Source organism: Aminobacter sp. Y103A, from assembly GCF_030294925.1.
Lineage (GTDB): Bacteria > Pseudomonadota > Alphaproteobacteria > Rhizobiales > Rhizobiaceae > Aminobacter > Aminobacter ciceronei.
Genome location: NZ_AP017986.1, coordinates 5161283 through 5176442, shown reverse-complemented (window position 1 = coordinate 5176442; position 15160 = coordinate 5161283). Strand labels below are relative to the sequence as shown.

At 63.4% G+C, this 15160-nt stretch carries 16 protein-coding genes; 6 read left to right on the top strand and 10 right to left on the bottom strand.

Annotated features, from left to right (window positions below; translation table 11 throughout):
- Positions 1 to 2: 2 nt before the first annotated feature.
- From Amn_RS25410 to Amn_RS25395, 4 genes are all read right to left on the bottom strand, one after another.
- Positions 3 to 1136 (bottom strand): efflux RND transporter periplasmic adaptor subunit, encoded by a 1134-nt coding sequence (locus Amn_RS25410; protein ID WP_154386638.1) that lies wholly within the window; start codon positions 1134 to 1136, stop codon positions 3 to 5.
- Between the two features lie 242 nt (positions 1137 to 1378).
- Positions 1379 to 2509 (bottom strand): patatin-like phospholipase family protein, encoded by a 1131-nt coding sequence (locus tag Amn_RS25405; RefSeq protein WP_067956662.1) that lies wholly within the window; start codon positions 2507 to 2509, stop codon positions 1379 to 1381.
- Between the two features lie 45 nt (positions 2510 to 2554).
- Positions 2555 to 3337 (bottom strand): 3-hydroxybutyrate dehydrogenase, encoded by a 783-nt coding sequence (locus Amn_RS25400; RefSeq protein ID WP_083948733.1) that lies wholly within the window; start codon positions 3335 to 3337, stop codon positions 2555 to 2557.
- Positions 3338 to 3456: 119 nt separating this feature from the next.
- On the bottom strand, positions 3457 to 4050 hold the full coding sequence (locus tag Amn_RS25395) for a hypothetical protein (RefSeq protein ID WP_286293562.1): 594 nt from the start codon (positions 4048 to 4050) through the stop codon (positions 3457 to 3459).
- A gap of 171 nt (positions 4051 to 4221) precedes the next feature.
- Here Amn_RS25395 and ispG point away from each other — a divergent pair, with 171 nt between their 5' ends.
- Both ispG and Amn_RS25385 read left to right on the top strand, forming a co-directional pair.
- On the top strand, positions 4222 to 5472 hold the full coding sequence (gene ispG, locus Amn_RS25390) for a flavodoxin-dependent (E)-4-hydroxy-3-methylbut-2-enyl-diphosphate synthase (RefSeq protein WP_182574273.1): 1251 nt from the start codon (positions 4222 to 4224) through the stop codon (positions 5470 to 5472).
- A gap of 2 nt (positions 5473 to 5474) precedes the next feature.
- Positions 5475 to 6329, top strand: coding sequence for a lytic transglycosylase domain-containing protein (locus Amn_RS25385; RefSeq protein WP_502874741.1), 855 nt, complete (start codon positions 5475 to 5477; stop codon positions 6327 to 6329).
- A gap of 12 nt (positions 6330 to 6341) precedes the next feature.
- Here Amn_RS25385 and Amn_RS25380 read toward each other — a convergent pair whose 3' ends face one another.
- The 4 genes from Amn_RS25380 to Amn_RS25365 form a co-directional block, all read right to left on the bottom strand.
- Positions 6342 to 6812 carry a PTS sugar transporter subunit IIA gene (locus tag Amn_RS25380; protein WP_182574275.1) on the bottom strand — a complete coding sequence of 157 codons (471 nt, stop codon included), beginning with the start codon at positions 6810 to 6812 and terminating at the stop codon, positions 6342 to 6344.
- Positions 6813 to 6814: 2 nt separating this feature from the next.
- Positions 6815 to 7000: a hypothetical protein gene (locus Amn_RS25375; protein WP_154386633.1), complete on the bottom strand. Its 186-nt coding sequence runs from the start codon at positions 6998 to 7000 to the stop codon at positions 6815 to 6817.
- A 140-nt stretch (positions 7001 to 7140) separates the two neighbouring features.
- Positions 7141 to 9468, bottom strand: a complete 2328-nt coding sequence (locus tag Amn_RS25370; RefSeq protein ID WP_286293556.1) for a response regulator — start codon at positions 9466 to 9468, stop codon at positions 7141 to 7143.
- 119 nt (positions 9469 to 9587) lie between these two features.
- Positions 9588 to 10505 carry a polyprenyl synthetase family protein gene (locus Amn_RS25365; RefSeq protein ID WP_067956690.1) on the bottom strand — a complete coding sequence of 306 codons (918 nt, stop codon included), beginning with the start codon at positions 10503 to 10505 and terminating at the stop codon, positions 9588 to 9590.
- A 128-nt stretch (positions 10506 to 10633) separates the two neighbouring features.
- Between Amn_RS25365 and mtgA the strand changes: the two genes are divergently transcribed.
- The 3 genes from mtgA (at position 10634) to Amn_RS25350 (ending at position 12265) form a co-directional block, all read left to right on the top strand.
- On the top strand, positions 10634 to 11344 hold the full coding sequence (gene mtgA, locus Amn_RS25360) for a monofunctional biosynthetic peptidoglycan transglycosylase (protein WP_182574295.1): 711 nt from the start codon (positions 10634 to 10636) through the stop codon (positions 11342 to 11344).
- 153 nt (positions 11345 to 11497) lie between these two features.
- Complete coding sequence (gene rpmF, locus Amn_RS25355) at positions 11498 to 11680, top strand: 50S ribosomal protein L32 (RefSeq protein WP_008834724.1); 183 nt, start codon at positions 11498 to 11500, stop codon at positions 11678 to 11680.
- A gap of 171 nt (positions 11681 to 11851) precedes the next feature.
- Complete coding sequence (locus Amn_RS25350) at positions 11852 to 12265, top strand: hypothetical protein (RefSeq protein ID WP_067956693.1); 414 nt, start codon at positions 11852 to 11854, stop codon at positions 12263 to 12265.
- 32 nt (positions 12266 to 12297) lie between these two features.
- Here Amn_RS25350 and Amn_RS25345 read toward each other — a convergent pair whose 3' ends face one another.
- Positions 12298 to 12726, bottom strand: coding sequence for a GlcG/HbpS family heme-binding protein (locus Amn_RS25345; protein WP_067956696.1), 429 nt, complete (start codon positions 12724 to 12726; stop codon positions 12298 to 12300).
- 342 nt (positions 12727 to 13068) lie between these two features.
- Entirely contained in the window at positions 13069 to 13668 is a 600-nt protein-coding gene (gene phaR / locus Amn_RS25340) for a polyhydroxyalkanoate synthesis repressor PhaR (RefSeq protein WP_067966042.1), read from the bottom strand.
- Positions 13669 to 13962: 294 nt separating this feature from the next.
- Here phaR and Amn_RS25335 point away from each other — a divergent pair, with 294 nt between their 5' ends.
- Positions 13963 to 15147 (top strand): acetyl-CoA C-acetyltransferase, encoded by a 1185-nt coding sequence (locus tag Amn_RS25335; protein ID WP_067956699.1) that lies wholly within the window; start codon positions 13963 to 13965, stop codon positions 15145 to 15147.
- The last annotated feature ends 13 nt before the right edge of the window (positions 15148 to 15160 follow it).

The window sequence follows — 15160 nt, the reverse complement described above, 5'->3', positions numbered from 1 at the left end:
TTTTACTGCGTCCCGGCTGCGCTTTCAGCGAGTTTCTTGAGGGCCGCCTCGTCGGCGACCTGGGCCTGCACTTCGTCGCCTTCCTTGACGAGGTCCTGGCCGGCGATGATGACCTTCGCGTCAGCTGGGATGCCACCGAGGACGAGACCCTTCTGGGTGTCGTCGACCAGGTCGATCGGGAAGAAGACCACCTTCGACGCCGCGTCGATGGCGCGGATGCCGAGGTCGCCGTTCTGGCCGAGCGTCACCACCGAACGGGGCAACACCACCGCGTCGGTCGGGTTGGCGCGCACGGTGATTTCAGCGGTCATGCCGGCCGGGATGGCATTGTCCTTGTTGGGGACCGCGATCTCGATCGGGAAGGTGCGGGTCTTGGCGGTGGCGTCGCGGCTGATATAGCGAACCTTGCCCTTGACCACTTCGCCGTTGATCAGGCTGACATCGGCCTCATCGCCGATCTTGACGTAGCGCAGGTCGCGCTCGCTGATCTCGCCCTTGGCGAGGATCGGATCGAGACTCAGGATCGTGGCAACCTCGCCGCCTTGCGCGACCGAGGAGCCGAGCTCCACAGAAACACGATCGACGACGCCGTTGAACGGAGCCTTGACCTGGTTGCGCGACAGCTCGGCTTCGGATGCCTGGAGCTGCGACTGTGCGGTCTGGTAGTTGGACCATGCAATGTCGCCGGTCAGCTTGGCTGCAGAGCCTGCCTTGGTGAGCTTCTGCGCTGCTTCCCATTCGGCTTTGCGCTGCGACAGCACCGCCTTTGCCGTTTCGACGGCTGCGGCCTTCTCTTCGGCGTCGAGCATCAGGATCAGGTCACCCTGCTTGATGTGGTCGCCCTGCTTGACCGGCAGTTCGGCAATGATGCCGGCCGCACGAGTGGCAAGCGTTGCGCGCTTTTCTGCTTCGGTCTGGCCGGAAATGCGGATGGCGCGGGCGTGTTCGACGCGTGGCGGCGCGACAACCATGACAGTGCGCAGCGACGCCTTTGGTTGTTCTGCGGCCTGGGCAGGTTTTTCGTCGGGTTGAGTCTGAGCGCTGCCCACCGAAGAGAATTCGCCAGTACCCATCCACGCGGCGAATGCCACGAGCACGACCAAGGCTGCAAGCTTATGGAACCTAATCTTCGACATTGTCGTTATCCGTTAAGGACGGTTGCGGCTACCGCCATCTTGCCGGGCGCGTCGCCCCGATATGGTGGCGCGCAATACCGCATTCAATCCGCCGCGGGGGCAAAGCAGCGGAAGGGCGTCTTCTACATCAAATGAAGATTACAAAATAGTGATAAAAAAGAATGGAAACATCATCCTGACAAAACTGGCAGGAGGTGTCAGCACGCCGTGGTTGCTTGTCCCCAATGGCGGATTTTCGCGGGTTAGTTGTGCTGGCGAACGGCAGCTGGCTTGGTTCTGGTGGCCAGAAACTCGCGGACGCGGCGCCCGACCGAGGGGCCATGCAGCGGCTTGAAGCCGTCGTCGAGCTGCCCGGATAGGTCGAGCGTGGCCTTCGTGCCCACCGAATCAAAGTTGTCCTCGAGCCAGTCGCTGGCCGCCGTGCGGCCAAGGTCGCGCAAGTATTCGAGGAACGCCCACTCGGCATTTACCTTCGACGACGCTGAAAGATCCTTGAACGCCTCGTCGGCGTCGATGCGGTGCATGCGGATGTCGCGGAACTCACCATGAGGCAGGCGGCCTGCTGCGATCAGCTCCTTGATGAAGGCGATGGCGCGGAATTCGCGCAGCAGGCCGGCATTGAAGGTGATCTCGTCGATGCGGTTCTGGATTTCGTTGGCCGTCTTCGGCGTCTGTTCGCGGATGACGGGGTTGATCTGGACGAGCAGGACGTCGTCCGTTTCATTGGCCTTGAAGAACGGATAGATCGCTGGATTGCCGCCATAGCCGCCGTCCCAATAGGGCACGCCATTGATCTCGACGGCCTGGAAGATCTGTGGCAGACAGGCCGAGGCCATCACCGTGTCGAGGTCGATCTCGCCGTCGCTGAACACACGCAACTGTCCGGTCTCGACATTGGTCGCCGAGATGAACAGGTCGATGTCCTTGCAGGCGCGGACATTGGCGAAGTCGATCTCCTCGGCGACGACGTCCCGCAGCGGGTTGAGGTTCAGGGGATTGGCGACATAGGGCGACAGCACCCGCGACATGGTGTCGAACCAGATGTAGCCGGGGGTGTTCTCGATCGACCAATTGCCCCACAGCACGTCCCATGGCGAACGCTGCACCGGGCTGAAGCGTCCCTTTCGTGCGACTGCCCGCCAGAACCCAGCGAGCTTGGCGCGTGCTCCCTCGGCACCGCCGCGGACCCAGCCGTCGGCCAACGCCACCGCGTTCATCGCGCCGGCGCTGGTGCCGGAGATGGCCCTGATGTCGAGCCGGCCGTCCTCCAGCAGGCGATCGAGCACGCCCCAGGAGAAGGCTCCGTGCGAACCTCCACCCTGCAGCGCCACGTTGATCGGCTTGTTCTCCTCCGCCGTGCCGTTTCCAGTCATGGCGTCATTGTCCTTTGTGTCGGGGTTCGTCTACCTGGCGGAGCGTTACTGAGCCGTCCAGCCGCCATCGACCGAGATGTGGGTGCCGTTGATCTGGCTTGCCGCCGGGGAGGCGAGGAAGACGGCAGTCGCTGCGATCTGCTCGACGGTGACGAATTCCTTGGTCGGCTGGCGGTCGAGCATGACCTCGCGGATCACCGTCTCGCGGTCCATGTTGTGCGCCTTCATCTGGTCGGGGATCTGCGCCTCGACCAGTGGGGTCAGCACATAGCCGGGGCAGATGGCGTTGCAGGTGATCTTGTCCTGCGCCAGTTCCAGCGCCACCGTCTTGGTCAGGCCCATAATGCCATGCTTGGCCGAGACATAGGCAGACTTGTAGGCCGAGGCTACCAGGCCATGGGCCGAGGCGATGTTGATGATGCGGCCGCTGCCGGCCTTCTTCATCAGCGGGATCGCGGCCGCGGTGGTGTGGAACGCCGACGTCAGGTTGATGGCGATGATGGCGTCCCACTTCTCTGTAGGGAAGTCCTCGACCGGGGCGACATGCTGGATGCCGGCATTGTTGACCAGAACGTCGACGGTACCGAATTCCTCGGCGGCCCTGGCGACCAGCGCCCGGCATTCGGCCGCCTTGGACATGTCGGCCTTGATGTAGACGACCTCGGCCTTGTGTTCCTTCGACAGCCGTTCGGCGATGGCATGGTCGGCCGGCGTATCGGAAAAGGAGTTGATGACGACGTTCATGCCGTCGCGGGCAAAAGCCTCGGCGATGGCGAGGCCGATGCCGGAGGTCGAGCCGGTGACGATGGCGGTCCTGGTCGCGGTCATGCAGGAGAATCCTTCGGGAATCTTTATGGTGCGATGCAACATATACGTGCTGTGCGGCGCAAAAGAAGCACCGCTGTCGCACAGTTTCGTGAAATTGTGGGGTGAGGACCGAGTTTTTCCTACCAGTCGTCGTAGGCCGGGCACTCGGATGAGGCCTGCTTCGACAGCAGGAAGCGCTTGTCGTCGGCGCCGGACAACAACTCGACCCCGCCTTCTTCGTCCTCGCCGCAATCCGATGTCATACGCAGTCGGCCGAGCGCCTCGAGATCGACCACTATCTTGCCGCCGACGCTGCGTTTGACCATCACGCCGCCGCCGTCGCAATCGACGCCGCAGAAGATCGACTTGCCGTCGTCGCTGGGGCTGCATTCGCCCATCGCGCTGAGCGGCTTCGCCTGCTTGTGGCCGCGCAGCCTGGCCAGGACCTCGAAATAATAGTTGCGCTGGCCCTTGGGGTAAAACGCGTCCGGCTCGTGAATGTAGTAGGCGATGCGGAACTGCATTTCCGTCACCTGCTGCTTCGGATGCGCCTTGAGATGCGCTTCGTCGTAGATCCGGCCGAAACAGGCGCGTGCGCCGGCTTCAGGGGGGATGAAATTGGCGAGTTCACCCTCCTTGCCGGGTTCGATTGCCTGGGTGCGGGCTTGGGCGCAAACTAGCAGTGCTGACAGGGCGACAAGCGGCAAGACGGGACTGCGGAGCGATGCTGCCATGAAATCCCCCATGGATGTGGGTCCACACTACAGCATTGGACGCCGTTGTTCATCTCCGCTTGCTGCCAGGTTAACGCCGCCCTTGGCGGGCGCGACCACCTGCGATATTGACATCGCGCGCAGCGCGCGCCACCTCAGGCGCGGATACCTCGAGCTTCAAGAAGGCCGTCGATGACCGGCTATTTTTCGTCCCCATTTGCCCGCCGCAAGTCGGTCGGCGTCAGCGTCGGCGGCGTGATCGTTGGTGGCGAAGCACCCGTCGTCGTGCAGTCGATGACCAACACCGATACGGCCGACATCGACAAGACCGTCGCCCAGGTCGCAGCGCTTCATCGCGCCGGGTCCGAAATCGTGCGCATCACCGTTGACCGCGACGAAAGTGCCGCCGCCGTTCCGCATATCCGCGACCGTCTCGCCCGCCTTGGCATCAACGTGCCTTTGGTCGGCGATTTCCATTACATCGGCCACAAGCTGCTTGCCGACCATCCCGCTTGTGCTGAGGCGCTGGCCAAGTACCGCATCAATCCGGGCAATGTCGGGTTCAAGGAGAAGAAGGACAAGCAGTTTGCCGACATCGTCGAGATGGCGATCCGCCACGACAAGCCTGTGCGCATCGGCGTCAACTGGGGCTCGCTCGACCAGGATTTGCTGACCCGGCTGATGGACGAGAACCAGGCGAACGGCTCGCCGCTCACCGCCAGCCAGGTCATGCACGAGGCGATCGTGCAGTCGGCGCTGATCTCGGCGGATCTCGCCGAAGAAATCGGCCTGCCGCGTGAAAACATCATCCTTTCGGCCAAGGTCAGCGGCGTCCAGGACCTGATCGCCGTCTACACAATGCTCGCCGCTCGCTCCAACCACGCGCTGCATCTCGGCCTGACCGAAGCAGGCATGGGCTCGAAAGGCATCGTCGCCTCGTCGGCGGCGATGGGCATCCTGTTGCAGCAGGGCATCGGCGACACCATCCGCATCTCGCTGACGCCTGAGCCCAATGGCGACCGCACCAGGGAAGTCCAGGTGTCGCAGGAGCTACTGCAGACGATGGGCTTCCGCCAGTTCGTGCCGATCGTTGCCGCATGCCCGGGTTGCGGCCGCACCACCTCGACCGTGTTCCAGGAGCTGGCCCAGAACATCCAGGACGATCTGCGCAAGAACATGCCGGTCTGGCGCGAGAAGTATCCCGGCGTCGAAATGCTGAAGGTTGCGGTGATGGGCTGCATCGTCAATGGTCCGGGCGAATCCAAGCATGCCGACATCGGCATCTCGTTGCCTGGCACCGGCGAGACGCCGACGGCGCCTGTGTTCATCGACGGCAAGAAGGCCGCGACGCTGCGCGGTCCAGCGATCGCCGCGGATTTCGAAAAGATGGTTGCCGATTATATCGAGCAGCGTTTCGGCCGCGGCCAGGCGGCAGCCGAATAGGGATGCGCAACCTGTCGAGGGCAGCTCTGGCTTTCCTCGTCTCGCTTGCCATGTGCCTGCCTGCATTGGCCGATCCGCCACGGTCGCCGAAGAAGACCCATGCCGCGCGCGTCTGCGAGCTCATCGACACCCATGCCCGACGCCACGGCCTGCCCAGCGAGTTCTTCGCAAGACTGATCTGGAAGGAGAGCCGTTTCGATCCGAATGCGGTGAGCCCGGCAGGTGCGGAAGGCATTGCCCAGTTCATGCCCGGTACCGCCGCGATGCGCGGCCTCGCCAATCCGTTCGACATGGAGCAGGCGATCCCGGCGTCGGCGCGCTATCTCGGCGAGCTCAAATCCGGCTTCGGCAATCTTGGCCTGGCCGCCGCTGCCTACAATGCCGGCGAGAACCGCGTCGCGCGCTGGCTGTCGTCAGGCGGCTTCCTGCCGCTCGAAACCGAGGACTATGTGCTCGACATCATGGGCGAGCCGGCCGACAATTTTGCCGACAAGGCCCATGTCGGCACGAACCGGCCGCTCGATCCGAACATGTCTTTTGCCGCCGCCTGCCAGAACCTGAAGGTGATCAGGTCCCAGACAGTCGCCATGGCCAGCGTGCATGTGAAACCCTGGGGCATCCAGGTCGCCGGCAATTTCCGCCGCGCGGCGGCGATCAGGCAGTGGCAGCGGCTCGAGGGACGATTTCCGAAGCTGCTGTCGTCGCATGATCCTGTCGTAAGTCGGGTGCGTACGCCAATCGGCCGACGTGGCATCTATGCCGTGCGCATCGGCGCCGACGACCGCAGCGAAGCAGGCCAGATATGCCAGAGCCTGCGCAGCATCGGCGGCTCCTGCATCGTGGTCAGGAACCGCTGACGGCCGGTCTGTTCAGGCGGCTGCCGAGCTCTTGAGCGGCTGGTCCGTGAGCAAGCGATGACAGGTGGCAGCGTCGCCTGCCTTGCGCAGGCTTGCCACCACTTCGACGTCGCGCAGCCGACGGGCGATCTTGGCCAGCACGTTGAGATGTTCCTGCGGCGAGGCCTCCGGCAACAGCAGCAGCACGACAAGGTCGACATCCCGGTCGTCGATAGCCTCGAAGGCACAGGGTGCGGCCAGTCTTACAAACGCGCCATAGGGCGTCTGCAGCCCGCGCAACCTGGAATGCGGGATGGCAACGCCTTGGCCAAGCCCGGTCGAGCCGAGCTTTTCCCTGGCTGCAAGCGTCGAACTGATCTCGGCGGCCGGACAGCCGGTGCGGCGTGCGGCATGCGCCGCAAGCGCTTTGAGCAGTCGTGTCTTGCTCTCCGGCCGGAGGTCGAGGACCACGTCCTCGACCGAAATCACGTCCGAGATTTCCATTGTCAGCTTGAAAGCATGGTGGCCAACGCCAGGCCGCCCAGCAGCACGCCGGTGACGAAGAACAGGCGGGTGAACATGAAGGGCTCGGTCTGGCCCTTGACCAGCTTACCGTCATTGGCGGCATCACGGCGCGTGGGCTCTGTGGTCCGTGCACTGACGAACCGGTCGGGCATCTGGGTACGAAGCATTTTCTTACTTCCTTGTTGTTCACGCCGGAGCGGCGAGGTCGCCGTCGTCCGGTCGCGTCAGGAAGGTAAAATCAGCCGCATCAGGATTCGAGACGGGCGGAACTGCCAAGAAATAAAGAAGTCATAGGCAGTTTGCGTCGTCACGCAGACTGGACGAGCTCGGCGCTCTCGCTCAGCCAGATGCCGATCTTGGCGCCGAGCTTGTCGGGCGACACCGGCTTGGGCAGGTAATCGTCCATGCCGGCGTCAATGCATTTCTCGCGGTCGCCCTTCAACGCATGCGCTGTCACACCGATGATCGGCGTGCGGCTGCCATTGGCCGCTTCCTCCAAGCGGATGGCGCGTGTCGCCTCGTAGCCGTTCATCTCCGGCATCGAAACATCCATCAGGATCAGCTTGGGCTTGAAGGTGCGGTACATCTCCACCGCCGTGCGGCCATTGCCGGCGATTCGGTGGCTGAGCCCGAGGCCGGATAGAATCTGGCCGAAGACGAGCTGGTTGACCTCATTGTCCTCGGCCACCAGGACGTCGAGCCCGCTGGATTGCAACACTGCCGGCTCGTGATGGGCGACCGGTGCGACGGAAGGGCCGCGGATGACCGTGAATGCAGGTGTGTGTCGGACCGGCTCGCGCACGAATTCGGTGCGGCCGGCCTGCGATCGGGCCTTCTGCACCGCAGCGATCACCGTGCCGAGCAGCACTGCCGAGCGGGCGGGCTTGGTCAGATGCGCGGCGATGCCGAAATCGAGCACCATGCGGGAGAAATCGATTTGGTCGACCGAAGTTAACAGCACCATCGGGATCGACGAGATGCGGCTGTCGGCGGCGATTGCCTTGGCGACATCGGCGCCGTTCATGCCGGGCATCTGGTAGTCGAGGATGACGCAGTCGACGCTGGCGCCGAGCTGGGCGGCGCGGTCCAGGAAAGCGAGGCCGATGGCGCCGCTTTCCGCGGCTGCACAGTCGAAACCCCAGCTCTTCAGCTGCTCCAGCAGGATTTCGCGGTTGACCGGATTGTCGTCGATGACCAGCACGCGCGCGCCGGTGACGTCGACCGGCACGACGCTGCTTTCCTGTTGCGCTTCATGGACCGGCAGCATCGCTGTGAACCAGAACACCGAACCCTTGCCCAGCTCGCTTTCGACGCCGATACGGCCCCCCATCAGGTCGACAAGGCGGGCCGCGATGGCAAGGCCGAGGCCGGTGCCTTCATGGCGACGCGTCGAGCTGCCGTCGACCTGGGCGAATTTCTCGAACACGCTCTGCAGCTTGTCCGCGGGGATGCCGATGCCGGTGTCCTCGACACGGATGCTGAGTGCCACGGTCCCATCGACGACCTCGCCGGTCACGTCGACAAGCACATGGCCGCGCTCGGTGAACTTCACCGCATTGCCGAGCATGTTGGTGATGATCTGGCGGAAGCGCCCGACGTCGCCGGTGACATGGCTCGGCAGGCGGGGATCGACGCGGACGATGAGCTCGAGGTTCTTTTCGGCAACCCGGGCCGAGATCAGCGTCGCGACATCCTCGACCGCCTCGCCGAGATGGAACGGGGCCGGGTCGAGCGTCAACTGGCCGGCGTTGATCTTGGAGAAGTCGAGTACGTCGTTGATGATCGTCAGCAGCGCGTTGCCCGATTTCACGATCACTTCAGTGAAGGTCTTCTGGCGTGGCGTCAGGTCGGTGCGTGCCAAGAGCTCGGCCATGCCGAGGACACCGTTCATCGGCGTCCGGATCTCATGGCTCATATTGGCAAGGAATTCCGACTTTGCCCGGTCGGCCGCTTCGGCCTTCGACAGCGACTCGGCACTTTCGGAGAACGCCTTGCGGATGGCGTGTTCCATCGGGCGGAAGACCCACGCAGCGACGCCGCCGATGACCAGGATCAGCAGTGCGGCGGCCGTGGTCAGCAGCCGGTCGCTGCGCGCTTCGGCATAACGGCGTTCGTTTTCCATGGCGGCCGTGGCGCGCAGCAGCATCGGCTGGGCGAAAAGATCGTTCTGGTTGCGGATCTCGCGATAGCTCCATTCGTCGGAGGTCTTGGCACTCGCCAGCGCTCCGAGGTTGTGGGTGATGTCGCGTGCCGACCAGAACAGATCGCCATTGACGGATGCGCTGTCGAGTTCGCGCACGGATTTGTCGGACAGGCTGGGGCGGACGGTGTCGATCGAGCTGGCCAGGTGGCTGATGCGGGCGTCGAGCCTGAGAGCATGGTTGCGGGCGGCAGCCGCCAGCGCTTCCTGCGTTTCCGGCCGCCAGGTACCGTTCGTCGTCTCGGCGAAGCTGCTGGCATTGCGCAGTTCGCGTGAGAACAGTTGTAGCTCGGCGGCAATGGCATCGACGTCGCGGCGATAAGTATTGCCCTGGCTGAAGGCCAGCATGACGGCGATAGACGTCAGGGCGAAGATCAGGAGACCCGAAAGATATCGGATCCGTATGGAACGGATGAAGGACGAGTGCTCCGGCATGCGCAACCCCAAACACATACGCACAATTTTACAGAGCCGGAATAGACACCATTAACATTAAGAGTTTCTGACCCGCACAACTTGTCCGCGAAATGTTGCTTGCCGGCTGACAGTAAAGATCAGCTGTTGCGCTCTGCGACGAAACTTGCGGCAGCTTTGAGCATGATTGCGCGTTCGCCGAAGGGCTCCAGCAAGTCGTGCGCCTGGTTGACCAGGCCAACAAGCTGGGAGCGGGCCCAGTTGGGGCCGTGGAGTGAAACCAGCGTCGCCTTGCCGGCGGCTGCGTCCTTGCCGGTTGCCTTGCCCATCGTCTCGGCGTCGGCGGTGAGGTCGAGCAGGTCGTCGGCAAGCTGGAAGGCGAGCCCGATCGCCGAACCGAACTCGGCCAGTCTTTCACGCTCGTCGGCAGATGCGCCGCCAACGATGGCGCCGGCCTCGCAGGCGAAGCGGATCAGGGCGCCGGTCTTCATCGCTTGCAGTTTTATGATGCCTGTTTCGTCGGGTTTGTTGTGTTCGGCGTCGAGATCGAGTGCCTGGCCGCCGACCATGCCGCCGGGGCCGGCAGCGCGCGCCAGCGCCAAGACGAGGGCTGCGCGGCGGTCGGCCGGCAACGGCGTCGCCTCGTCGGCAATAATGTCGAAGGCAAAGGTCAACAGGCCGTCGCCGGCGAGGATCGCCGTCGCCTCGTCGAAAGCCTTGTGCACCGTCGGTTGGCCGCGGCGCAGGTCGTCGTCGTCCATCGCCGGCAGGTCGTCATGGATCAGCGAATAGCAATGCACACATTCGAGCGCAGTTGCGACACGCAGAGCTGCCTCGCCATCAGCATCGAACAGGGCAGCACTCTCCAGCACCAGGAATGGGCGCAGCCGCTTGCCGCCGTTGAGCACGCCATGGCGCATCGCCGCCATCAGATGCCCGGGCCGTGCGATCTCGCCGGACAGGGGGCTCTCGCCGAGCAACTGCCGCAACCGCGTTTCGACTGTTTCCGCGCGCATGCGCAGGAAGGTTTCGAACATGATATCGCTGTCGATCGTCATGGCGGCGAGCGGTAGCCGACAGTCAGACGTTGCGCAAGAAGCCAAGCGCCTTTATGCCAAAAGGCTGACAAGACAGGGCGGACGGGTTGTCGGAACCGATCATAGAGCCGGAAACCGAAAGGCTGGAGATGGCAGCAGCGCGACGCGGGATGTTCTCGCGCGGAAGCCTGCGCCGCTGGGTGCGGCTCGGTGCGCTGCTCGCCGCGCTGATGATCGCGCTGCCGGTGGTGTTGACCATCCTCTATCTGCCTCCGGTCGTGCGCCCGATCTCGACGCTGATGATCAAGGATGTCGTCACGCTGCAGGGCTATGACCGCCAGTGGGTGCCGCTCGACGACATCGCGCCCGTCATGGCGCATTCCGTCATCATGTCCGAGGACGGGCAATTCTGCGCCCACAGGGGCGTCGACCTGGGTGAGTTGCGTGGTGTCATAAGCGATGCGCTCGACGGGGAATCGACTCGTGGTGCTTCGACCATCCCGATGCAGACGGTGAAGAATCTTTATCTCTGGAATGGCCGCTCGTTCCTGCGGAAGGCTCTGGAACTGCCGCTGGCGATCTATTTCGATGCGCTGATGCCCAAGCGGCGGATCATGGAGATCTATCTCAATATCGCCGAGTGGGGCCCCAACATCTACGGCGTCGAGGCGGCGTCGCAGCATTATTTCGGCAAGCCGGCCAGTCAGCTGTCGCGGCGCCAGGCAGCGCTTCTGGCGGTAACCTTGCCCAATCCGGCGGCACGCAATCCAGCCAAGCCTGGACCCGGGCTGAGGCGGCTCGCATCGGTCATCGAGCGCCGCGCCACCAAGGCAGGCGCCTATGTACAGTGCCTGAACTAGATAGACGGCTGTCGGCTGAAAAAAGAGTCGCTTCGGGCTGGTCAAGCCTGCGTTCGCCGTGTATAGGCTCGCCAACTTTCTCAGTTTCCGGCCCATGCGCGGCCCTTTCACGAGGGCGGACAGGGTCATTTGACCGATTGGTGGAGTATATCCATGGCTGTTCCAAAACGAAAAACCTCCCCGTCCAAGCGCGGCATGCGCCGCTCGGCCGACGCGCTGAAGGCCCCGACCTATGTCGAGGACAAGAATTCCGGCGAAATGCGCCGCCCGCACCACATCGACCTCAAGACCGGCATGTATCGCGGTCGCCAGGTTCTGACGCCGAAGGAAAGCTAAGCAGCTTTTCCCGAGGGAAAGCCAAGCGGCTTTACCCGAGCGAGCAAATTGGGAAAGGACCGGCCTTGCCGGTCCTTTCTTTTTGCATGTCCGGATGATGGTGCTGAATTTCCTTGACGCCCGGCCGTCCGGGGATTCTAGAAGGTGCCAGCGCAAAGCGGAGACCGGTCCATGCTCGCGGGCATTCCCCTTCTGATCATACCCTTCGTCCTCTACAACATCGGCGTGGCCGGCTTGTTCGGCAGCGGCCCCGACGGCAATCCGTGGGCAACCGAGATCCTCACGTTGGGGATGATGTCGGGCGGCAGTTTTGCGCTTACCCTCGGCGACCTGCTGATCGTGGTGGCGCTGCTGCTTTTCTTCGTCGAGATCGTCAAGGCGACCCGCACGGGCAGCGCCTCTGTCGTCGATCACTTGCTTTCGACCTTCGTCTTTGTCGCGTTCCTGGTCGAATTCCTGCTGGTGCGCGGCGCCACCAGCTCGGTCTTCTTCATATTGATGGTGATTTCGCTGCTCGACGTGCTGGCTGGCTTCTCGGTATCGATCCGTTCGGCCAACCGGGACGTCACGTTTGGGCGCGAGTAGAAGCGCGCTCCTCGAGGAGCGCGCTTGATAGGTCAGACCTTGGCGACGAAGCCGGCCGATTCGATGCCGGCCATGGCCGCCAGTTCGTCATTGTCCGACGTGTCGCCCGAAATGCCGACCGCGCCGAGCACGTCGCCATTCTTGTTGCGGATCAACACGCCGCCCGGCACCGGTACGATCTTTCCGCCCGACACCGCCGAAAGCCCCTGGAAGAAATGCGGACGCTCGACGGCGGCAACGCCGAGTGCGCGCGAGCTCGAGCCGACGGCAAGCGCGCCATAGGCCTTGCCCGACGCCACTTCGGCGCGGATGAAGGGCGAGCCGTCCTGGCGCTGGAAGGCCAGGAGGTGGCCGCCGGCGTCGAGCACGGCGACGCCCAGGGGCTTGAACTTCTGCTCGGCGGCAAGGCCGAAAGCGGTGTCGATGATGGCGTTGGCCTTGGCCAGCGTCAGTTCGGTCATGTGCAGTCCTCCTGATAAAATCGATGGGCGTCTAGCAAACACCCTCCCGACGCCCGGCAAAACCCTGCGTCAGGTTGAAAATCTCTCGTCCTAAAGGGTAGGGGCGGGGGCGTGCTGCGTTGGCTTGCCGGTGGTTCAAGGAAGAGCTCAAGCTTCAAGTCTCTCCGGCCCTTCGCTGTCGCTCCGGGCGTTCGACGCTCGGAAAGCCAAGCAGTTGGCTTTCCGTCGGCCTTAAGTGCCGCAGTTCCCTGCCGGGGCCCCGCTGCCTCCGGCAGCTTCCCGGCGTTCGCACCCTTTGAAACGTCCACCGGACGTTTCAATCCGCCAAGGCGGACCGGGTGTTCACCCCATCGAATCGATCTTGCGCTGCATGGCGGCGAGCTGGTCCTTGAGTTCTTTGAGCTCGTCCGGCTTCTCGGGCGTTTCTTTCTTCGCCGGCTCTGCGGGCGCTGCGGTGCCGGGCATCGGAAACGGGGTGAACATGCGCATCGCGTTCTGGAACAGCTCCATATTGCGGCGCGTCTGCTCTTCCAGCGCCTTCATCGGCGCGGTCCCCTTCATCATGTCCATCGGCGCCTTGCCGAAGGTCGCCTTCATCTGTTCGCGGAAGCGTTCCTGTTCCTTCGAGAAGGCGAGCATGGACTGTTCGAGGAAGCTCGGCACGACCATCTGCATCTGGTCGCCGTAATAGGAGATCAGCTGCCTGAGGAACGGGATCGGCAGCATGTTCTGGCCGTCCTTGTTCTCCAGTTCGAAGATGATCTGGGTCAATACCGGGTGCGTGATATCCTCGCCGGTCTTGGCGTCCTGCACGGTAAATTCCTCGCCTTTCTTGACCATTTCGGCCAGGTCCTCGAGCGTGACGTAAGTACTCGTGCCGGTGTTGTAGAGGCGGCGGTTGGCGTATTTCTTGATTACGATTGGCGTGTCTTTGGCAACCATCAGCATCCTCCCCCGGAAGACCGGAATGCCGTGTAAGCAGCCGGTAACATTTCGCCGGCCACGAGGATAAGCGCAAAGCAATCGCAAATCCAAGTGGTTTGTGCACTGCGAGAAGGCAAGGCGAGGCAACGCCGGCAAAAAAAATGCTGCGCAGCATTGCTGCAGTGCGGCCGCAGCATCGGCGATCCGTTGATTTTCCGGTTTGACTCGGGTCCTGGAACGGGCAAGAAAAGTCATGAGCGCCAATGTCTCGAGGCGCCAGAACCATTCGTCAAACGAAGTCTGGAGAGAAACATGTCCGCCTCGTCCTCCATCGTCGTCGCCAGCGCCGCTCGAACGCCGGTCGGCTCGTTCAACGGTGCCTTCGCCAACACCCCGGCCCATGAACTCGGTGCAGTCGCGGTCCGCGAGGCGCTGGCACGCGCCGGTGTCGACCCCAGGGAAGTCGACGAAGTCATCCTCGGCCAGATCCTTGCCGCCGGCGCCGGCCAGAACCCGGCCCGCCAGGCGGCCATGGCGGCGGGTGTGCCGCAGGAGGCGACCGCCTGGGGCCTCAACCAGCTGTGCGGCTCGGGCCTGCGCACCATTGCCATCGGCATGCAGCAGATTGCTACCGGCGACGCCAAGATCATCGTCGCCGGCGGCCAGGAATCGATGTCGATGGCGCCGCACTGCCAGCACCTGCGTGGCGGCGTGAAGATGGGTGACTTCAAGATGATCGACACGATGATCAAGGACGGCCTGACCGACGCCTTCTACGGCTACCACATGGGCAACACCGCCGAGAACGTCGCGCGCCAGTGGCAGCTGACCCGCGACGAGCAGGACCAGTTCGCCGTCGCCTCGCAGAACAAGGCCGAAGCCGCGCAGGTTGCAGGCCGCTTCAAGGACGAGATCGTTCCGGTCACCATCAAGGGCAAGAAGGGCGACACCATCGTCGACCAGGACGAATACATCCGCCACGGTGCGACCCTCGATTCGCTTGCCAAGCTGCGGCCTGCCTTCGACAAGGAAGGTTCCGTCACCGCCGGCAATGCCTCCGGCATTAATGACGGCGCTGCCGCTGTCGTGCTGATGACCGAAGCCGAGGCTGTACGCCGCGGCCTCACCCCGCTGGTCCGCATCGTTTCCTGGGCGACCGCCGGCGTCGACCCGCAGATCATGGGCACCGGCCCGATCCCGGCGTCGCGCAAGGCGCTGGAAAAGGCCGGCTGGTCGGTCGGCGATCTCGACCTGGTCGAAGCCAACGAGGCTTTCGCCGCACAGGCCTGCGCGGTCAACAAGGACATGGGCTGGGATCCGGCGATCGTCAACGTCAATGGCGGCGCCATTGCCATCGGCCATCCGGTGGGCGCGTCCGGCGCCCGCGTCTTCAACACGCTGGTCTACGAAATGCGCCGGCGCAGTGCGAAAAAGGGTCTGGCGACCCTGTGCATCGGCGGCGGCATGGGCGTCGCGATGTGTGTCGAGGCGATGTAAATCGAAAACAAAA